Annotated in this window: 23 protein-coding genes; 10 read left to right on the top strand and 13 right to left on the bottom strand. The window is 30.7% G+C overall.

The window, feature by feature from the left end:
* Positions 1 to 31: 31 nt before the first annotated feature.
* Positions 32 to 1369, top strand: a complete 1338-nt coding sequence (gene glpT / locus Q6H37_RS09905; protein ID WP_318741459.1) for a glycerol-3-phosphate transporter — start codon at positions 32 to 34, stop codon at positions 1367 to 1369.
* 83 nt (positions 1370 to 1452) lie between these two features.
* Here glpT and Q6H37_RS09900 read toward each other — a convergent pair whose 3' ends face one another.
* The 3 genes from Q6H37_RS09900 to Q6H37_RS09890 are packed head-to-tail and all read right to left on the bottom strand — an operon-like array spanning position 1453 to position 5150.
* Positions 1453 to 3138 (bottom strand): acyl-CoA dehydratase activase, encoded by a 1686-nt coding sequence (locus tag Q6H37_RS09900; protein WP_318741457.1) that lies wholly within the window; start codon positions 3136 to 3138, stop codon positions 1453 to 1455.
* Positions 3135 to 4406, bottom strand: coding sequence for a 2-hydroxyacyl-CoA dehydratase family protein (locus tag Q6H37_RS09895; RefSeq protein WP_318741455.1), 1272 nt, complete (start codon positions 4404 to 4406; stop codon positions 3135 to 3137). The genes Q6H37_RS09900 and Q6H37_RS09895 overlap by 4 nt, the downstream gene beginning before the upstream one ends.
* Positions 4407 to 4457: 51 nt before the next feature.
* The gene (locus tag Q6H37_RS09890) at positions 4458 to 5150 is read right to left on the bottom strand and encodes a cyclic nucleotide-binding domain-containing protein (protein ID WP_318741453.1); all 693 of its coding nucleotides are present in this window, start codon (positions 5148 to 5150) and stop codon (positions 4458 to 4460) included.
* A 183-nt stretch (positions 5151 to 5333) separates the two neighbouring features.
* On the opposite strand from Q6H37_RS09890, the gene Q6H37_RS09885 reads away from it, so the two are divergent.
* Positions 5334 to 5756 carry a DMT family transporter gene (locus Q6H37_RS09885; RefSeq protein WP_318741451.1) on the top strand — a complete coding sequence of 141 codons (423 nt, stop codon included), beginning with the start codon at positions 5334 to 5336 and terminating at the stop codon, positions 5754 to 5756.
* Between the two features lie 14 nt (positions 5757 to 5770).
* Positions 5771 to 6229 carry a DMT family transporter gene (locus tag Q6H37_RS09880; protein WP_318741449.1) on the top strand — a complete coding sequence of 153 codons (459 nt, stop codon included), beginning with the start codon at positions 5771 to 5773 and terminating at the stop codon, positions 6227 to 6229.
* A gap of 159 nt (positions 6230 to 6388) precedes the next feature.
* Here the strand turns inward: Q6H37_RS09880 and Q6H37_RS09875 are convergent, their stop codons facing one another.
* From Q6H37_RS09875 to Q6H37_RS09845, 7 genes are all read right to left on the bottom strand, one after another.
* Entirely contained in the window at positions 6389 to 6967 is a 579-nt protein-coding gene (locus Q6H37_RS09875) for a sugar O-acetyltransferase (protein ID WP_318741447.1), read from the bottom strand.
* Between the two features lie 104 nt (positions 6968 to 7071).
* The gene (locus Q6H37_RS09870; RefSeq protein ID WP_318741445.1) at positions 7072 to 7773 is read right to left on the bottom strand and encodes a DUF4405 domain-containing protein; all 702 of its coding nucleotides are present in this window, start codon (positions 7771 to 7773) and stop codon (positions 7072 to 7074) included.
* Between the two features lie 40 nt (positions 7774 to 7813).
* Positions 7814 to 8512: a flavodoxin gene (locus Q6H37_RS09865; RefSeq protein WP_318741443.1), complete on the bottom strand. Its 699-nt coding sequence runs from the start codon at positions 8510 to 8512 to the stop codon at positions 7814 to 7816.
* Between the two features lie 61 nt (positions 8513 to 8573).
* Positions 8574 to 9680 carry a DUF362 domain-containing protein gene (locus Q6H37_RS09860; RefSeq protein ID WP_318741441.1) on the bottom strand — a complete coding sequence of 369 codons (1107 nt, stop codon included), beginning with the start codon at positions 9678 to 9680 and terminating at the stop codon, positions 8574 to 8576.
* Positions 9681 to 9721: 41 nt separating this feature from the next.
* Positions 9722 to 10195 (bottom strand): flavodoxin, encoded by a 474-nt coding sequence (locus Q6H37_RS09855; protein WP_318741439.1) that lies wholly within the window; start codon positions 10193 to 10195, stop codon positions 9722 to 9724.
* A gap of 5 nt (positions 10196 to 10200) precedes the next feature.
* Positions 10201 to 10521 carry a carboxymuconolactone decarboxylase family protein gene (locus Q6H37_RS09850; protein ID WP_318741437.1) on the bottom strand — a complete coding sequence of 107 codons (321 nt, stop codon included), beginning with the start codon at positions 10519 to 10521 and terminating at the stop codon, positions 10201 to 10203.
* A gap of 53 nt (positions 10522 to 10574) precedes the next feature.
* Complete coding sequence (locus tag Q6H37_RS09845; RefSeq protein WP_318741435.1) at positions 10575 to 10985, bottom strand: cupin domain-containing protein; 411 nt, start codon at positions 10983 to 10985, stop codon at positions 10575 to 10577.
* Between the two features lie 337 nt (positions 10986 to 11322).
* Here Q6H37_RS09845 and Q6H37_RS09840 point away from each other — a divergent pair, with 337 nt between their 5' ends.
* From Q6H37_RS09840 to Q6H37_RS09825, 4 genes are all read left to right on the top strand, one after another.
* Positions 11323 to 11769, top strand: coding sequence for a MerR family transcriptional regulator (locus Q6H37_RS09840; protein ID WP_318741433.1), 447 nt, complete (start codon positions 11323 to 11325; stop codon positions 11767 to 11769).
* 401 nt (positions 11770 to 12170) lie between these two features.
* Positions 12171 to 12734, top strand: coding sequence for a TetR/AcrR family transcriptional regulator (locus Q6H37_RS09835; RefSeq protein WP_318741431.1), 564 nt, complete (start codon positions 12171 to 12173; stop codon positions 12732 to 12734).
* Positions 12735 to 12749: 15 nt separating this feature from the next.
* A complete protein-coding gene (locus Q6H37_RS09830; RefSeq protein WP_318741429.1) occupies positions 12750 to 13841 on the top strand; it encodes a radical SAM protein in 1092 nt (363 codons plus the stop codon).
* A gap of 139 nt (positions 13842 to 13980) precedes the next feature.
* Complete coding sequence (locus tag Q6H37_RS09825) at positions 13981 to 14892, top strand: LysR family transcriptional regulator (RefSeq protein ID WP_318741427.1); 912 nt, start codon at positions 13981 to 13983, stop codon at positions 14890 to 14892.
* A gap of 112 nt (positions 14893 to 15004) precedes the next feature.
* Here Q6H37_RS09825 and Q6H37_RS09820 read toward each other — a convergent pair whose 3' ends face one another.
* Positions 15005 to 15928 carry an AEC family transporter gene (locus Q6H37_RS09820; RefSeq protein ID WP_318741425.1) on the bottom strand — a complete coding sequence of 308 codons (924 nt, stop codon included), beginning with the start codon at positions 15926 to 15928 and terminating at the stop codon, positions 15005 to 15007.
* A gap of 297 nt (positions 15929 to 16225) precedes the next feature.
* Here Q6H37_RS09820 and Q6H37_RS09815 point away from each other — a divergent pair, with 297 nt between their 5' ends.
* From Q6H37_RS09815 to Q6H37_RS09805, 3 genes are all read left to right on the top strand, one after another.
* Complete coding sequence (locus tag Q6H37_RS09815) at positions 16226 to 16558, top strand: PadR family transcriptional regulator (protein WP_318741423.1); 333 nt, start codon at positions 16226 to 16228, stop codon at positions 16556 to 16558.
* A 1-nt stretch (position 16559) separates the two neighbouring features.
* Positions 16560 to 17324, top strand: a complete 765-nt coding sequence (locus tag Q6H37_RS09810; RefSeq protein WP_318741421.1) for an NfeD family protein — start codon at positions 16560 to 16562, stop codon at positions 17322 to 17324.
* A gap of 272 nt (positions 17325 to 17596) precedes the next feature.
* On the top strand, positions 17597 to 19591 hold the full coding sequence (locus Q6H37_RS09805; protein WP_318741419.1) for a methyl-accepting chemotaxis protein: 1995 nt from the start codon (positions 17597 to 17599) through the stop codon (positions 19589 to 19591).
* A gap of 65 nt (positions 19592 to 19656) precedes the next feature.
* On the opposite strand, the gene Q6H37_RS09800 is transcribed toward Q6H37_RS09805, so the two are convergent.
* A complete protein-coding gene (locus Q6H37_RS09800; protein ID WP_318741417.1) occupies positions 19657 to 20034 on the bottom strand; it encodes a carboxymuconolactone decarboxylase family protein in 378 nt (125 codons plus the stop codon).
* A 153-nt stretch (positions 20035 to 20187) separates the two neighbouring features.
* Positions 20188 to 20712 (bottom strand): GNAT family N-acetyltransferase, encoded by a 525-nt coding sequence (locus tag Q6H37_RS09795; protein WP_318741415.1) that lies wholly within the window; start codon positions 20710 to 20712, stop codon positions 20188 to 20190.
* Positions 20713 to 20804 lie beyond the last annotated feature (92 nt).

The following is a 20804-nucleotide window of genomic DNA, read 5'->3' as shown; positions in this document are numbered from 1 at the left end:
ATATATTACATAATCAAGGGGGAATTTTTAAATGTTTGGAATTTTTAAACCTGCACCTCATATAAGTAGGCTGCCAGAAGAAAAAATCGATTCAACCTATAAAAGATACAGAATACAGGTTTTTTTAAGTATCTATTTAGGTTATATGCTTTACTATTTCGTTAGAAGTAATTTCTCATTAGCAAAAGCTTATCTTATACATCAAGGTTTTACTAAAACAGAACTTGGACTTGTAGCTTCAGCACTTGGACTCGCCTATGGTATAAGTAAATTTGTAATGGGTAATTTATCAGACAGATCAAATCCAAGATATTTCCTAGCTGCAGGATTGATACTTTCAGGAATTGTAAATTTATTTTTTCCAATTACAAAAGGCATAACTTTTTTATTTGCATTAATGTTCTTAAATGGATGGTTTCAAGGAATGGGATGGCCTCCATGCGGAAGAACAATGACTCACTGGTTCTCTGATGGAGAGCGTGGTGTTAAAATGTCTATATGGAATACTGCACATAATGTTGGTGGTGGATTCATAGCCGTTATTGCATTAGCTGGTGTTTCAATATTTGGAAGCTGGAAAGGATTATTTTATTTACCAGGCTTAATAGCAATTGTAGGTGGTTTATTGTACATAATATTTGCTAAAGATACTCCACAATCTGTTGGACTTCCTCCAATTGAAGAATATAAAAATGACTATCCAGAAGTAAACGTTGAAGATAGAGAAAGAGAAATGACAGGTAAAGAAATATTGTTTAAGTATGTATTAAATAATAAATATTTATGGTATATTGCTCTTGCAAACGTTTTTGTGTATCTTGTTAGATATGGAATTATAAACTGGGTTCCAACTTATTTACAAGAAGCAAGACATTTTTCTCCTAAAGATACAGCTATTGCTTTTCAAATCTATGAATATGCAGCCATTCCAGGAACTATAATAGTAGGTTGGATAAGTGATAGATTTTTCAGTGGCCGTCGTGCTCCAATAGGTATAATTTGTATGATTGGTGTTACTTTTGGTGTATTTATTTATTCTCACAGCACTAGTCTTCTTGTAATAAATATTACACTAGCAGTTATAGGTGCATTAATATATGGCCCAGTTATGCTTATAGGTGTAAGCGCATTGGATATGGTGCCTAAAAAAGCTGGTGGTACTGCTGCAGGATTTACAGGTCTATTCGGATATATGGGTGGACAAGTTGCAGCTGAAATAGTAATGGGTATAGTAGTAGACAAGTTTAGCTGGAATGGTGGATTTATGCTAATTTTAGCCTCATGTGTACTTTCTATAGTATTCTTAGCCTTTACATGGAATGTTCATGATAGATCTAAATACAATAAAGATAATGAATTACCTGCATAAGATTAATTCTGAAATAGAGGGCTGTCGCACTAAAATAAATAATTAGTGTGACAGTTTTTTGCGTAAAAATAAATCTTTTAGTATTAATTATCCTTAACAATATCCTCAAGTCCAAATAACGCTGCTCCAATTGCTCCAACTATTTCTGGCTCATCTGAAATAAATAATTTTTCCCCTATTCTTTCTTCTAAAGCTTTTACAACTCCTATATTCTGGGCTACTCCCCCTGTCATCATAAATTCACTTTCTCCCCCTACTCTTCCAAGAAGGGCATTAGTTTTACTGGATATAGATTGATTTAAAGCATGGATAATATCGGCTTTTTCTTTATTTTGTGCAATAAGAGAAATTACTTCTGACTCAGCAAAAACAGAACACATACTGCTTATTTTTATATCTTCTTTCCATTTTAAAGATTCTGGCCCCATATCTTTTATATCTATTTCTAGTGTCCTAGCCATCATTTCTAAAAATCTTCCTGTTCCTGCAGCACACTTATCATTCATTACAAAATCAATTACTTCACCTTTTTCATTTAGTTTAATAACCTTGCTGTCTTGACCCCCAATGTCTATTATTGTTCTAATTTCAGGATTTATATAGTGAGCACCTTTTCCATGGCAGCTTATCTCTGTTACTTCCTTATCTGCAAAAGCTATACTAACTCTTCCATAGCCTGTAGACACAATTAACGAAAGCTCTTCCCTATCTAATCCAGCCTTTTTAAGTACTTCATCTAAGGCTTTTTTAGCACTTTCGCTACTTTTAGCTCCAGTTCTTACTACAGTATAAGCTACTATTTTCTTATCATTGTTTAAAATAACAGCATTAGTTGATGTTGAACCACTATCAATTCCCATTACATATTTTTTCTTTTCAGCATTTTCCTTAATATTTTTTCCCATAATATCATCACCTGTTTCATTTTTAGCATTTAATGCTTCAATAAAAGCTTCAACTCTTGTTTTTATTTGTCCTTCACACTGCTTAGTATAATCTGTTTCTACTTTCAATAAAGGAACATCATAATTTTCTTTAATATCTGCATATTCATAAGCATAAATATCACAGAACTTAACCGTATGATAAATAATTCCATCTAAATTTTTTTTCTGCTTCTCAAGGAAATCACTTCTTTCACTAATATCTGTCATGTGTAGACATGGGAATTTGCTTAACAATTGTTTTATATATTCATAATATATATTCTCACCTTTTAAGTTGTATTTACGTTCATCTCCAGTGCATGAAATATTAAATAATACATTAGCATCATATTTCTTAACTAATTCAATTATCCCCTCATTGCACCTTGCACCCATTAATCCTATATTTAACCCTTTTGAAGGCTTAATGAGCGATTCCTTTAATAAATCACATACTTCTTTAAGTTTTTTCTCATCAAAGCTTTTCCCACTAAATCTTTCATAAGCATATATCATTTCCTTAACTGCAACTTCATAAATTTTTATAGACTCTTCATTCACCTTTCTTGGTAAATCCAATATATAAATAAATTTGTCTAAAAAATTATCTTTTAATGTATCATAAAGTCTTCTAGTGCTGTCACAGCAGCTAGTTAATATTACTCCTTCATAATCATTAATAATCACATCTTCTACTACACCCTTAACATAAGAACATAAATTAGTATGCATCATGGTTTCTGCTTTATCATAACTTGTCACATTTGGTTCAATTTTCTTTACCTGGACTCCTAAACTCTTAAATATCTCTAAAGGTACATATTTGCATGCATATCCAATCATCTACTTGCCTCCGTATTCTTTAGTATTTCTAAAAATGCTTCTAATCTAGTTTTCAGCTGACCATCATGACAATTTCGTCTGTCCATACAGTCGCCATCTAAAATAAGCATTGGTATACTTTTTTCCTTCATAGTTTGTTTAAGCTGCATCACTCCACCTGAAGACTGTTTACAGCCCCAGTGGCAGAAATGAATGACTGCTTCAGATTGAAGGGTATCAACAGCCTTTTCAATTGCTTTAATTTTTCTTTCATAAGGACCATTATATATATTTAAAATAAGCTTTTTAGCTAATGCCTCCAGTGGATGTTCTACATCTAATTCTTCCATATAATCAAAGTTTATGTCGTAAGATTGAATTTGGTATTTAGGGTTAAAATTAAAATATTCTTTCATTGTTTCTTGATAATATGGTAAAAGATGAACCCAAAATATTTTTACTCCTTCACTTTCAGGATACTTTTTTATATCCTCCGCTAACAGCTTATAAAAATCATAAATTTCTTTAGTTCCTATACCTACATGAGCTGCAAAGAGCATGTACATATGTAAAGTTAAAGAACTTGGGTAATATTTTGTTCTTTGATATTTTAAGTATTTTTTAAAAAACTTCTTAGATTCATTTTCCCTTTTTAATATTTCTTTTAACTTATCCTCATCAAATTTTTTACCACTCTTTTCTTCAAGCATAGCAATCATATGTTTTAATTGAGTTACAACATATTTTTCACCCTCTAAAGAGTATTCATAAGGAATATCTAATATATATGAATCTAAATTATGTTTTTTAGCAAGATAACGTATTGTATTAACATTACCATCACAACAAGTAGATGTTGTAAATGCAAATTTAGGTTTGGGAAGTATGCCACTTTCAACTGTTCCAATAAAACCTTTATGGTAAGAGCATAAAGTCTCTGCTATACCAATATTTTCAGCATATTCATTTACAAAATCTTCACATTCAAATCCTGACATAAAACATGCCATACATTCTATTGATAAAGGATTTATATCAAAGCACTGCAATATTTCTACTGGAGTAAAAATATTAATCCATGCAGAATTCTCTGGTTCCTTTAAAGCTCTTAAAATTGAATTAATAGCTATTAAACTTAACTTTGTATAGGCTTTAGGAACTTCCTTAGATGATAATTTTACTATTTGCTTTTCCAAAAAAAGACCTAATTTAATCATCTTGTATGCTGTTTCAGGATTAGTTTCAGCTTCTTTCTTAGTTAATTCTTCATATTTTTTTACTATACTCATACTTCACCTCATTTTTATGACTAATTTTCAGGTTTAACATATTATTCCGCTTTATTCATATAAATCTCCTGCCAAACCTATTAAAATATCTCTTCTAACTATTTCATAGTTTGCATTTTTCTTTTCAATTGCTCCTCTTTCAATAAATTTATTTAATGTTCTTAATAAATGCCTATAACTTGTTCCTAGTAGCTCTGACATTTCTGTTAAATTACAATCCTGTATGATTTTAGTTTCTTCACCCTCATCATTAATAGATATAGCTAAAATATAGCTTGCTAGCCTATTTTCCAAAGGGTACAGAAGATTTATTGAATTACTATCTGTATTTCGAGCAAGTTTTTTACCTAAGCTATTTATGATGTATCTTAAAAACTTACCATCATCCATTAAGCGCTCTCCAATAATATTCAAATCAATAGATATACAATAAGTTTCTTGGATAGTCTGTATATTACAATGAAATTTATTTAGCTGTATACATTCAAGATCTCCAATCACCTCTAAATTACTATTAAAACTAAGTAGTAACTGTTTACCATTGCTTAATGTAGTATAAACTTTTGCTCTTCCTAGTACTAAAAAATATAATTTAGTTATGTTTTCATCTGATCTACAAATATGTTCTCCTTTATTGAATTTCCAAAGCTTCATATACATTCGCATATCATCTGTAAACATATCATTTAGACTGTATTTTTCAACATAATAATCAATCTTAGCATCATCAATAATTTCTATCATCAGATCTCACCTTTATCATTTTATTATATAATAGCCTTTTTTACAAATAAACCCAATTAGAAAATTCCTATTATTACCTTCTATAAATATAACATATATTTGAACATATATGACATATGTCATAGTATTGAATTTTATTATTATGGTAATTTAGTATTAGTTATTTTAGGAGGTCACAATATAATGTATAATTTTTTATCAATTTTAACAGGTGTTTTAATTACAATAATGGTAAGCTTTAATGCCATACTTTCAAAGAATTTTGGAAACTACACTTCAACTATTATAATTCATATTGTTGGATTAATTGCAATTTTAATTGTGCTAGCTGTTAAAAGGTTGAAAATTTCTTTTGATAGATCAATACCTCTATTTACATATACGGCTGGTTTTATAGGGGTTTTTACAGTTCTATTCTGTAATTCTTCAATGATAGCTTTAGGAGCATCTTTATCTGTTGCATTAGGCCTTTTCGGACAAGGAGTTACTTCAATTATAATAGATCACTATGGACTTTTCGGCATGGAAGTTGTGAAATTTAATAATAAAAAATTAATTGGATTTGTAATAATGGTTATAGGCCTTGTTGTAATGACAATTTATTAGAAAGGAGAATTATAATGATATTAAATATAATCCTTGCTTTGGCAAGTGGACTAACCAACGTTTTGGGTAGAATTATAAACTCAAATTTAGCTAATAAAATAGGTATTTTACCTGGCACATTCTATAACTATTTAACTGGCTTAATAACTTCGGCACTTTTCTTTATGTTTAGCAGTAATACCTTAAGATATTCTCCTGATAAATTTTTAGGCTTACCTGTATATGCATACATTGGTGGTGCTATGGGAGTAGTTGTTGTAGGAATCTCCAGCTACATAACCCCAAAAATCTCTGCTTTATATGCCACAATACTCTTATTTATTGGACAACTTTTTGCTGGAATAATCGTGGATTATTTCACATTACATGTTCTTTCAACAGGAAAAGTTGTTGGTGGAGTTCTAGTTTTATTAGGATTAGTTTATAACGCATTTGTAGATAAGATTGATGCAAGAACTGTTGAAAATTCTTAATAATTATTTAAATTATATGCACTATTATATAATTTTTATGGAAGCTACCTTAAGTAGCTTCCATAAAATCAATTCAAGCTATTTTACAAATATCGAGGCAAGCTTCCTCACTATGCTCGGAATGTCAAGCTCAGCTGACTACACCTTCAACATATATTATTACTCTTCACCAATTTCGATTTTCTTGATAATTTTTGCAGGTACACCTCCAACGATAACATTAGCCGGTACATCCTTGCTCACAACTGCACCAGCAGCAATGATAGCTCCATTACCAATAGTCACTCCAGGAACTACAGTTGCATTTGCTCCAATCCAAACATTATTTTCAATCACAATGGGTGCAGGATGCATATTGCTGCGTTTTCTCGGATCAATATCATGATTGAGGGTAGCAAGCACCACATTGTGCCCAATAAGAACACCATCACCAATAACAATACCGCCTTGGTCTTGAAAACGACAGCCCGAATTGATAAAGACATTCTTTCCCACAGAGATATTCTTTCCACAATCTGTATAGAAAGGTGGAAACATAGCAAATGTTCTATCAACGTCTTTACCAATTAGTCTGGAAAAAATTTCTTGAATTTCTTCTGGTGTATGATATTGTCCATTCAGATCAGCAGTCAATTTCAATGCCTCCTGGGAGACATCATGCATCAATAGGTGTAATTCAGAACCGCCCTCAACCGCTTCTCCTCTATTCAAGTGTGCTAATAAGTCATAAATGTCCATTGATATCCTCCTTTTAAAACTAATAACTGATCTGTCATTAATTTCGGACCTTGTTACTGCCAATATAAGAGTAGATTCAGCTGGTACTATATTTTTTATTTATACTATTTTATCTTATTGTTTCTTTCTATAACATTTTTTATAAATTGGAGCAATTTCGAAGCATAATAACCTACACACACAAACAACCCCATAATTGCCAGCTGATCAGTAAAAAACAAGCTTAGTGGTTCATCAAAATCAAAAAACATAAACTGATTTTTAAGCAGCATATAAGAACCGTTCTTCCGCTGCAAAAAGGCATATAATCCATAAACAGCAATCAAGGCAGTTACTATGTGCAGAAAAATAGTACGCATTTGAGAAGGCTCTTTTATTCCAGTAATCTTTTTTACAACAACCATGAGTATACTCCAATGAAGGCCAAGATGTACTGACATCAGAGCAAATCCCCAATAGGCAGCAAGCAAATGAATTGTTCTTGCAAAGGATGTGCCATCACTTATATGAAGGAACAGGAACACATGTCGTGATATCATAATTCCGCTGACCATAAGGCATATCATAATTACAAAAATTAGAACATTGATAACCGTTCCCAGGATTCGAATGCCAGAATACCGCCCTTTCAAAAGATTTTGATGCCATCTGTAATTCAAAATATGGTGGATGATGAATAAGATAAACATAGAAATTCCCACCAACTCATGAGCTGCTTCACCGACCAATGAATATGCCATGAGTACAAGCAGCATAACAGTCATTAATAAATCTACAATAATTTGAAATATTTTCTTTGATGTCATTTCATCTGCTCCTTTTAACCTTTGAAAATGAATCAATTCATTATTTAATAAATCCTAATTTAGACAGCCTATTCTTTACATTGTCCGACGTATTATTAGAAAGTTTTTCACTTATTGCAAGCCCTTCTAGAATTGTGGCCTTGGGTTCCATATTACCAATAGTCTTAATGCTACTTGAGAAGCCACTACCACCGCTGGTGCAAAATGGCACAATGGTTTTTCCAGATAAATCATATTCATCAAGGAAACTGTAAACAGTCATAGGCATATCGTACCACCAATTAGGATAGACAAGAAACACCACATCATAGGAATTCATATTCTCCATATGTTTTGCTAACTTTGGTCTAGCATTGTTACTATGTTCATCTTTCCCCTGCTTAACAGTGGCATTATAATCTGCAGGTAACTTATCTGCTGTCTGAATAAAGAACAAATTACTGCCTGTCATATCCTTCTGGATCATTTTTGCAACAATCTCTGTATTACCCTGAACACCATCCTTTGTAGCATTCAAACTGGCAGAAGAAACTACATCCACGTTATTAGGAAAATTAGTATTTCCAACACGGGAAAAATACACAACCAGAACTTTGTGTGAACCTGCTGAAATTTTAGCTGAACTATTAGATGTCTGAGCTGCACCAGAAGATGTATTTGTTTCAACGTTTTTTCTGCTACTGCAAGCAGTAAGAGAAAGTGTCACAAGTAAAAGCAGTAAGATAACTCGTTTTTTCATTATTATGATCATTCTCCTCGCTTAAAAATAAAAACTTTCGCTAGAGTATGATGAAATTTTTTTATATCTCGATTAGTTCATACTCACAGCTTCCCATTCCGATTTCTTCCCCATAACTTAATTGATGACTTCCTCTTGTTTCAGATCTTAGAGCGTGGAATTTGTCTTCTCCAGCTTTGCAATCACAACTTAACATTGAATGTGCATTTACTGATTGCTTATTAACAAGATCATAACATGCCTTATCAAGTGCTACAGGATCAGTGGATGCTAAGAAACCTATATCAGGAACTATTGGTGCATCACTCCATGGCACGCAATCACAGTCTGGAGTAATATTGATTAAAAAGTTAATATATCCAATTTTATTTTCATGAGGCTTCGCAGCACCAAATGCATATTCAGTCAATCTTTCAATAAAAGGATTCATTTCTGCAGACCAATCCATACCAATTGCTTTAGGTTTGCATACTGTCATACATTCCCCACAACCGATGCATTTATCATGTGATACTGAAGCTTTTCTATTTTCAATTGCGATAGCTTGCTCTGGACAAACTTTAGCACATTGACCACAGCCAACACATTTATCCTCTTGAACACCCATCTTTAAAGCATGTTGTTCTTTTTTTCCAACAGCTGGTGCTCCACCCATTCCAAGATTTTTAATTGCACCACCAAAGCCAGCCATTTCATGACCTTTAAAATGAGAAAGTACAATCATACCATCAGCACTAACCATATCTTTTGCCAATTTTACTTTTTTAAAGTGTTTTTTATTTATTTCAACCTCTTTAATATTTTCACTTTTTAAACCATCCGCAATAATTATTGGTGCTCCAATTACTGCATAGTCATAACCATGTTCTATAGCAGTTATCATATGATCTACCGAATTATGACGGCTTCCAGAATATAAAGTATTAGTATCTGTTAAAAAAGGCTTACCACCAGCTTCCTTAATCTTATCTACTACTTGTCTTACAAAAACGGGATTAATAAAAGTATCATTCCCTCTTTCCCCAAAATGAAGTTTAACAGCAGTGAGATCTCCTTCATCAATAAAATTATCAAAACCTACTTTTTCAAATAAACGTCTTATTTTTGTAATTTTATTATTTTTATCACTTCTTGAACGTAAATTAACAAAGTAAACTTTGCTTGCCATAATTAATCATCCCTTCTAATTTACAAATTTTATAAAGCTGCTTATATAGAAGCAATCCATTTCTTAAGATTGCCTTCAGGTATTGCCATTTTATCCATATCAAATTTAATATCAATAGCTTTTGTAACAGTGGCATTCTTGCAAACATTTTCTATATCTTTTAACGTATGTCCAAGCCATCCTCCATTTGTTGCAAATGGAATTATGGTCTTGCCTGACAAATCATATTCAGATAAAAAAGTGGCAACTGCTGGTGCATAGGTATACCACCACACAGGAGTGCCTATAATAATCGTATCATAGTCTTCTAAGTTTACTTTAAGAGGTTTAATTTCCGGTTTAAACCCACGGTCTACTTCCTTTTTTCCTTGGTCAACTACCGAATTATAATCACCTGTATAAGGCTTTACTGTTTCAATTTCACAGATATCTGCACCTGTAGCCTTCTGAATCTGCTCTGCAATTTTCTTTGTATTATTTGTATATGAATAATACACTATCAACTTTTTTCCCATATAATCTATTCCCCCCAAACTTCTTTTGCCAGTGCAAATGCTGCCCATGCATTTGGCCATCCTACATAAAATGCCAGATGTGTGATAATTTCAGAAATTTCTTCTGCAGTAATTCCATTATTTTGGGCATTTACCATATGGTATTTTAAAGAGTTATCAAAAATTCCTTTTGTCATTAATGCTGTTACTGTAATTACACTGCGATCTCTAAGCGATAATTTATCCTCCCGTGACCACACTTCACCAAATAAAACATCATCATTTAATTCTGCAAATTTAGGTGCAAATTTTCCAAGTAAATCTCTTCCTGCTGTCTGCTTTTTCATAACTATCTCCCTTCTGGTCAGACAAAATTTTCATTTTATCTAACCACATAATCCTATTTTAATTTTTTATATTCTTCCTCTGTCACTGGTTCACACCATTCATTGGAAGCACCTTCTACCGGAACAGATAAAGCTAAATGTGCAAAAGCCTCATCACATACAGCACCATGCCAGTGCTTGATTTCTGGAGAAATATGTACCACATCCCCACTTTTTAAAAGCTGTGCTTCTTTACCCATCTCTTGATACCATCCATGACCACCAACACAGATTAATATTTGTCCACTTCCATGATGAATATGCCAGTTATTTCTACATCCTGGCTCAAATGTAACATTACAAATAATAACTTCCTTATTATTCAAAAGACTTAAATAGCTTTTTCCAATAAAATAAGGTGCATAAGCAGTATTTTCTTCTCCAAGTAAAAATTCAGATACATTTTCTAATTCTTTTCTATCCATGCTTTTTCTCCTCATTCCTATTTATTTAATTTCTCATAAGTTTTTATACAATCCTAATGCCTTTGCCATAAATACAAATCTTTTATCGAAGATTCTAATTTTATTAATCAAAGTACGCTTTAATCTTGCATAAGTTTCTTTTATAGCTTATGATAAACAGAGTTCTTGGCATAAGACGAAGCTTTTGCTTAGAACTCGTTATCTATGGACATAGCCGCTCTTTACTCCCACTTAAAGAAGTAGGTTATTGAAGCGGGTATTCATCGGATAAACATATTCTAATACCTAAACCTAACTTTAGGTCAATACTAAATTTAAAATTTATTGGAGGTAACTTATGACTTATTCCATTGGCGATATTTCAAAAATGCTAAACATATCTATATCAACCCTGCGTTACTATGACCAAAAAGGGCTTCTTCCTCTTGTAAATAGAACGTCTGGAAATATCCGAGTATTCGATGATACCGATGTTGAATGTCTAAAAATGATAGAATGTTTAAAGAATACAGGAATGCCACTTAAGGATATTAAACAGTTTTTTGAGTGGTGTGAAGAAGGAGATTCTACCATTGACCAACGATATGAACTATTTACTCACCAGAAGAAAAAAACAGAAAAACAGATTGCACTCTTACAAAATGCTTTGGATCGAATCAATTATAAATGCGAATTTTACAGAATATCCAAAGAAAATGGAACAACAAATGTTCCCGGATTACGTGAAGAACTAGCTATGAAATTTTTAAATAAGAATACAGAAAATGATACAACGGACAAGTAATAACGTTGTTTCAATTTTGTTATTTAATGATATCTTATCTATAAATAACTTCTATTAACATTTATAATGTTACTTATAGACAAGACATCATTAAATATTAACCCCATATCGCAATTAGTTATGTACTATTTTTTGTGAACTATAAATTATCTAAAACAAATTCATCAACAGCCTTATAAATACTTAAACTACCCACATCATTAATTCATTGTTGTTAAATAACCATATATTGATATGGACATTATTTAAAAACTCTATTAAAGCAACATTTCTATTTAATTCTATAAAATTAATAATTTTTTCTACTATATTAATTTTTATTTGAAAGTATTTACAAACTACAATAATAGCAATATAATAAAACATGTATGAAACATGTTTTAAAATTAGGAGGAGATACTTTGAATAAATCTGAAAGGACTAAAAATCAATTAATAGAATCAGTGATAGAATTATTAAGAGAATGTAATGATGTTTCAGAAATAACATCAAGAAAAATAACAGAAAGAGCCCAAATTAATTTGTCCACAATTAATTATCATTTTGGTTCAAAGGATGAATTATTAAATACTGCAGTAAATAAACTAATAAGAGATACTGCTGATGTATATTTTCAAAGTACTAATAGTATTGACAAATCACCTAGGGATAAACTTAGAGATTTTTTAGTTAATATTTGTGATGTAGTTGTTTCTTACAAAAAATATACAAAGGAAATAATGCCTTATATTTTATTGAATGAAGAATTTACTCAAGCTATTGAAGTACTTCCTTTAGTTAAGGAATGTTTAAATAAAAATAGGAGTGAAAAAGAATGTAAAATTATTTCATATGAATTAATTTCATTCATGCAGCTAATATTTTACAGAGCTGATACTTTTAAAATATTTGCTGGGATTAATATTATGAATAAAGAAGAAAGAGATATGCTTATTGATATGCAAATAGAATTATTAATTAGGTAAGAGGTGTAAGTAATTATGAATAAGGAATTTAATTTATCCCAATACATGAATAAAGGAATTGAAAATATAATAAAAAACATCTTGAAAGCATCCATAAAAAATCCCAGAGAAACTGCATTTATAACAAAATATATGTTGTCAACAAAGGATACCAAAAATAAAAGAGATATGTTAGAAAACAAAGGTGAGCATATACCACCATTTTTAATGATCAGTATTTCTACAACATGTAATTTGTATTGCAAAGGCTGCTATGCAAGATCAAATAAGTCTTGTGGAGATAATCTAACTGAAAACGAGATTTCCGAAGAAAGATGGATAGAAATATTTAATGAAGCTAGGGAACTTGGAATTTCATTTATATTATTGCTTGGAGGAGAACCTTTTACGAGAAGAAGAATTATTGAAAAAGCAGCTTCCGTTAAGGAAATAATCTTTCCTATATTCACTAATGGCACTATGTTTGATGAAGATTATATAAATATGTTTGATAAGAATAGAAATCTTATACCAATGATAAGCCTTGAAGGAAATGAATTTCAAACAGACAAACGTCGGGGAATTGGTATATATAACTCAATATTAACTTCAATGGATACTTTAAATAAAAAGGGAATTTTATTTGGGTGTTCTATAACTGTAACAACTGAGAATATAAGAACTATTATAAGTGAAGAATTTGTACAAGGCCTTTACATTAGAGGCGTAAAAGTATTAATATTTGTAGAATATGTACCAGTAACTAAGGGAACTCAAAATCTTGCACCTACAGATAAAGAACGTTTAATCCTGGAAGAAAAGATTGAAAAATTAATAGTAAAATTTGAAAATATAGTGTTTTTATCATTTCCTGGTGATGAAAAAAATGCAGGCGGATGTTTATCAGCTGGAAGAGGTTTTTTTCATATTAATGCCAATGGAAATGCAGAACCATGCCCTTTCTCTCCATACTCAGATACTAACCTAAAAAACTTAAATATAAGGGATGCGCTAAAGTCACCATTATTTAAAAAACTTAATGATAATAAAATGTTGTTAGGAAAACATGATGGTGGATGTATATTATTTGAAAAAGAAAATGATGTTAAGAAATTATTAAAATCATAATTCTTTAACTGTTTTATACTCTAACCTGCACAAGAATTAACTTGAAATATATTTTATGCTAGTGTATCATAAAAGAAATATATTAATAATACGATTGTTTTGATTAATTCAATCGTTTTTTACGATTGGATGTGATTTGTTGGATATTAGACAACTTCAAACCTTTCTTGTTGTTGCAAGATTGCTAAATTTTAGAGCTGCTGCTGAGGAACTTAATTACTCTCAATCTACTGTTTCAGATCATATACGTAATCTTGAACAAGAACTTGGTGTTAAACTCTTTGAACGACTTGGACGAAAGGTATTCTTAAACGAACAAGGAGAAAAACTAATTTCTTCAGCTAAAAAAATGATCAAAGATGCTGAAGAAATTCATAAATTATTTGACAATGATGAAAAAATTAAAGGTACGCTAACAATAGGATCTGCTGAAACCCTATGTGTATTTTGGCTGCCACCACTACTTAAAGAATATAGTAAAATCTATCCAGATGTCCAAATAATACTTAAAGTGGCAGACTGCCTAGATCTTCCTGAAATGCTAGAAAAAAATATTATTGATGTTGCATTTAGTCTTCATGATGAATCTACACAGCAACACCTTTCTCAAATAGATCTTTTCCAAGATTCTACTATTTTTGTTGCAGCTCCAGATCATCCTCTTACTACTGTGAAAAAAATTACTGCATATGAACTTGAAAATCAAGCATTCATCCTTACTGAATCTAAAATGGGTTACAGCTTTGAATTAAAAAAAATGCTTGAAAGTTTAAATATAAAAACAAACACTATTATGGAATTTAGCAGCCTAGAAGCAATAAAACAGTGTGTTAAAAATGGGCTTGGTATTACTCTGCTGCCGCGTATAGTAGTTGATAAAGAACTTCAAAATGGTGAACTTGTGATTCTACCTGTAGAAATTAGTCAAATACTTATACAAGCTAAAATGATATATCATCGTGAAAAATGGATGTCGCCACCATTATTAGCTTTAAAAAATATTGTATCACTAAGAAAAGATGAAATTAGAAAACAGACTGATGTAGATTAAAATATAAGAATCCTCTACTATTGAGAATTCTTCTACCATTTCAAAGTATTTCATAATATTTAATATTTTAATTATCAAAAGATGAAAAAACATTGTGACTTAACTACTAATCCTATATTTGATACAACCAAACCATAATTGGCATTGTTATAATACATACAATAGTTGTAATTGCATTTATAACACTAGCATATTCTTCATTCTTACCATAGATTTGGGCCATTTGTGTAACCGCTGATGCAGAGGGAGTAATTGTTGCAAGCAGGCTGATAAACAAAATCATCTTTCCATCGGATAATAAGTTTGCCATTCCACCATATTTAAGCAGAAACAAAATTATAAAGGGACATACTATCATCTTAAGAAAAGTAACTATATAAATTCGCTTATAAGCAAATACCTGTTTGAAGCTCATATTTCCAATTAGCATTCCCATTATAATCATAGAAATAGGACCAAGCATAACACTTACTGATTCCATGGTTTTTATTATAATATCCGGCAGTTGAAATCTTGTAACAAAAAATAAAATTCCAAGAAAAATAGTAATCATATTAATATTTAAAAGAATTTTTTTCAAATCTACTTTTTGTTCTTCACATAGCATCATCTTTCCATGAGTCCATAAAAGAAATAACTGTACAGATATAAAAGCACTAGAATAAATAACCCATTCCTTTCCAAGTATAGAAGTTACAATTGGAATTATCAGATTTCCGGCATTTGAATATATCATGGATGCTTTTTCAACTGCATCCAAGTTGAATATCCTTCCAAGTATTTTTACTAAAATCAATAGTACAATATGAATCAATACTGCTGCCACGAAAGCAAGAATCAATCCATTCCGTATACTTTCTGTATATTTAATCTGAAAGGCATTAATAATCACACAAGGCATTATTAGATAAAGAGCAACTGTTGAAAGAGTTTTGCTCTCTTCTGCTTCCAATAAATGTGTCTTTACTAATATGAATCCCATGAACATAACTAAAAAAAGTTCAGTAATCTGTTTTATTAATAATAAAATAATCATAATTTCACCTCCATAATTCAAAGGAAACAGTTATACTTTACATATAGTCATTCATAATAAGCTTTAATTTTAATCCAAGGAAAGCCTGTCTATAAACTACAGCAATTAAAAGCTAATTATATCATTAGATTCCATTAAATTGCTACTTTTTCAGAAAAATTTGAAGAAATGGAAATTACCTATTGACATATATAGATTGTCGATATATTCTAATATTATAAAAAAGCATATAGATTATCTATATATGCAAATAGAAATACCTATATAAATTTTTAAGATATGAAAGAGGTGATTAAAATGCCATCTGACAACAGTTTATACTCTGGTGATATGACTATGCTTATTTTAAAACTACTTGAAAATAAGGATATGTATGGCTATGAAATGATCGAAACTTTGCAAATTAATTCAAACAATATGTTTCAATTTAAAGCAGGAACATTGTATCCTCTCTTACACACTTTAGTAAATAAAAACTATTTAAATTGCTGTGAAAAAGAAGCTAATGGGAAAATTCGTAAATATTATTCCTTAACATCCCAGGGAAAAAAATTACTACAAGATAAAACCTCCATATGGAAAAAATACGTTAAAACCATGGCATCTGTGCTAGAAGTAGAGGTGTATTAATATGAAAGCAGATGAATATTTACATCTTTTAAGTAAAAATATTTCTAATAGAAAAATGCGAAAGGAAATCTGCACGGAAATCCAAAATCATATTGATGATCAAAAAGAAGTCTATATTAAAATAGGATACTCTAATGAAGATGCAGAAAAAGCTGCTGTTAAAGACATGGGAGATCCTAAGTCTACAGGTAAAATGTTAGATTCTGTACACCCTCCAACAATTGATTGGATTCAAATTATTGCATTAATTTTAATAACTATATTCTTATATTTATCAAAAAAGGCAGCGGAATTTAATGGTTTAGATTTTATATCTATAGCACCAATTGATATATTAAGAATTCTCGGGGTATTTTTCTCAGCATATGGCTTGATATGGTTAGGAATGGAAAAATATTTAGATTTGCCATTTTTTTATGGAAGAAGCCAACATGGAGGTTCAAACGCCAATGGGGTATTTATCTGTTCAGTAGGAATTGTTATGATATCTCACTCTTTTTTACAATCTATCATATTAATGTGCATTTTTATTCCAATAGTAGCTATTGAACGAGCTATTATTGAATCCAAAAGAATAAAAAAGGAACAAAAGTTTCTTTGGCAGCAGGGTATAGCTTCTGAGAATTTTAATTATAAAGGTAAAGGCATATTTAATAATTCTCCCCAGAAAGTCTATTCTCAAAATGAATCAATAAAAAAAGGAGACCCTATCATCATAACCAATGTAGATGGATTTAACCTAGTTGTTAAAAAAGCAAAACTTTGATAACAAAAAACTCTAGTATGAAAAAATTCTATAAATTGGACATCTAAAATTAAAGCTTTCTATGATAAGCAGCTCATAGAAAGCTTTTACTATTATCATGTTACTAACAATTTGAAATTGTTATATTAGTTTTCCTGTGATTTCCAATATTTACACAATAGCAATATATTTGACAATATTTACTCAAATGCTATGGCATGATATAATATTAATAATATTTTTAACATAAAATTGTACTTAATTAAAAATATGGTTAAAATTAGGAGGAATGTATGAAGAGTATAAAAGCAAAGTTAATATTATTTGTAAGTTTGTTAATAGGAGTTATATGTATAAGTTTAGGTGCAATTTCATTTATAAATTCAACAAAGTCCCTACAGTCAAATTTAAGCAAAACACTTCCTAAAATTGCAGATCAAACTGCCAGTGGTGTTCAGGGAAGAGTTGAGGGACAGCTAAATGAATTAGAAGCTATTGCATCAATGCCTGAAATAAAAGATGTTAATAATTCATGGGAAAATAAAAAGGTCATACTTTCAGATCAAGCTAAAAGAATGGGAAGCATGAAATTAGGTATTGCAGATAAAAATGGTGATACTAAGAGTATCGACGGATCAACCGCTAATGTGAAGGATAGAGAATACTATCAAAAGGCATTATCGGGCAAAAGTAATGTATCGGATCCATTGATAGGTAAAGTTAGTGGTAGTGTAGAGGTCAAGTATGTGGTTCCTATTAAGAATAATAATGAAGTTGTAGGAGTATTAATTGAAACGAGAGATGGAAACCAATTAAGCGAACTAACTAATCAGGTTAAGGTTGGACAAACCGGAAATGCATTCATGGTAAAAAAAGATGGAACAACTATTGCTAATGTTAATAAGGATTTAGTTATGAAAATGGATAACACAATTGAAGATGCAAAAAAAGATAATAAATTACAGGCATTAGCAGATATTGTGAAGAAAATGGGAGCAGGAGAATCAGGAATTGGTCAATATAGCTATGGTGGATCAGAAAAATATATAGGTTATGCTCCAGTAAAAGGAACTGAATGGTCTGTAGGAGTTATAGTAACAAAAGGTGAAATACTATCCGAGTTGAATAGTCTAAAAATTTCTGTTATAGGGTTTTCTATATTATTTATATTAATTGGATTAGCAATAGTCTATATTATTGCTAATAGTATATCTAAAGGAATAAAATCAACTTCAAAGCATTTGGGGTTATTAGCAGAAGGCAACCTATGTGAAGAAATTTCACCTAAATATCTGCAATTAAAAGATGAAGTTGGAGATATGACTAATTCAATGAAGGTAATGCAGGAATCATTAAAACAAATGATTCGCCGAATAAAAGACAATTCTACAAGTATTAATATGCAGTCAGAAAACTTATCCTCTGTTGCAGAGGAAATAGCTAGTTCCTCGCAGAATGTTACGGAGGCAATAAATGAAATTGCAAAGGGTACAAGTTCCCAATCTGAGGATTTCATAAATGTAACAGAAATTCTTAATGATTTTAGTGATAAGTTATCGGGAATGGTTGGAGAGATACAAGTTGTAGACTCAAATTCCAGGGGAATTAGTTTAATGGCAAAAGAAAGTAGTAATGAAATGAATGAATTAAATCAATCTGTAACGAAAGTTAGTAGTTCATTTAAAAACTTTAATGGTAAAATTATTGGACTTGGAAAAGACGTAAAGGAAATAAATGAAATTACTAATATAATAAATAGTATTGCAGAACAAACAAATTTATTAGCATTAAATGCAGCTATTGAAGCAGCTAGAGCAGGTGATTCAGGAAAAGGCTTTGCAGTTGTGGCAGATGAAATAAGAAAACTTGCTGAGCAATCAAAAATCTCATCAGAAGAAATTAATAGATTGATTAATGAAATAGCTAAAAATACAGATGTTATAGTCCAAGATTCTGTTGAAATGGATGATGAATTAATAAACCAAGTTAAGATTATAAACAGTTCAATAACATCTTTTAAGAAAATCATAGAAGCGGTAAATGAAGTGATTCCTAAAATTGAAACAGTTAAAAACTCTGCTGAAAGTATAGATAGGGATAAAGAAACTATCTTGAGTAGAGTAGATGATGTATCTTCAGTTTCTCTTGAAGTTTCAGCATCTTCAGAAGAAATTTCTGCGTCCTCAGAAGAGATGAATGCTTCTACAGAAGAAATAGCTGCAGCAGCTCAAACGCTTAGCAATATGACTAAAGGAATGATTGATGAAGTAAACAAATTTAAAATTTGAAGACGAAGAACTTCAAATAAAAAAAGAGGCATCTCTAGTTTTTGATGTCTCTTTAAAAATTTTTATTATTGATTTTCTTTTATTTCTTCAAATCTTTTTTCTGCTGCTTTTATTGCTTCAACACCTGTTTTACACAAAACATTGATACCTTTCACAATAGTTACTATTACAAACGCTTCTACTAATTCTTCCATAGTTAAACCTGCTTCTATTGCAGCAACAGCATGTTGTTTTGCACCACTTACTTCGTCATCTAAACTATCCAATATTGTAAAAATTAATTCTCTTGTTTTTTTAGGTAAATGTCCATTTTGAACTGATTCACGCATTACTAAGTATCCTTTCAAACCTTCTGAAGCATATTTAGAAAGTATTTCAGCAAAAGGTGGATGCCATTTTAATTCATCCTCATAATAACTAAGTATACTTTGAAATTCATTCATAACAAAATTCCCCCTAATTTTAACATTTTTGAATGCTTTCTCATAATACATATTTATTATAAATCATTACGCTGCGTAATGTGCAAGTCTAATGTTATTCTGTGTTTGAATTAAATGTAAATGTTAAAGGGTTTTAGTAAATGTATACTAAGTTTAATTTACTTCTAAATCTTTACGCATGATTAAATCTATTTGTTCATCATCTCCCATAAAAAAGGAATGCTGGCCGATGATATAAAATCCATTTCTTTTATAGAACTTCATAGCTTTATCGTTATTTTCCCATACACCAAGCCATAAATATTTCTTTTTCTTTTCTTTTGCAATTTCAATAGCCTTATTCATCAACACACTTCCCAATGCTTTGCCATGAAATTCTTTCAACACATAAATCCTTTCGACCTCTATAGATTCTGAGTCTTTGATATCAGTTTGTGCCAGACCTTCATTCAATTTTAGGTAACCTGCCAATTTTTCATCAACATATAGAAAATAGAACTTTGAACTGGCGTTTAACAGTTCATCCCGCATTTTACTCATACTAAAAGCCTTCTCCAAATAATCCTCCATGTTAGAAGGTGTATTCCAATCTTTGAAGGTTTCGTTATATGCCTTATAAGAAATTTCTCTAAGTATAACAAGGTCGTCAATCATACATTCCCCGATAGCAAGTTTCATTTTTTTACTCCTCCTCATTTTCTTAAATATAGCCTTTAAAACCTATCTCAACGCAATAATATAAATTGCCATATAAACTTATTATTTTACAT

This window comes from Clostridium sp. JS66, from assembly GCF_033561535.1.
Classification (GTDB): domain Bacteria; phylum Bacillota; class Clostridia; order Clostridiales; family Clostridiaceae; genus Clostridium_AM; species Clostridium_AM carboxidivorans.
This window is presented reverse-complemented; position numbering and strand designations above follow the sequence as displayed.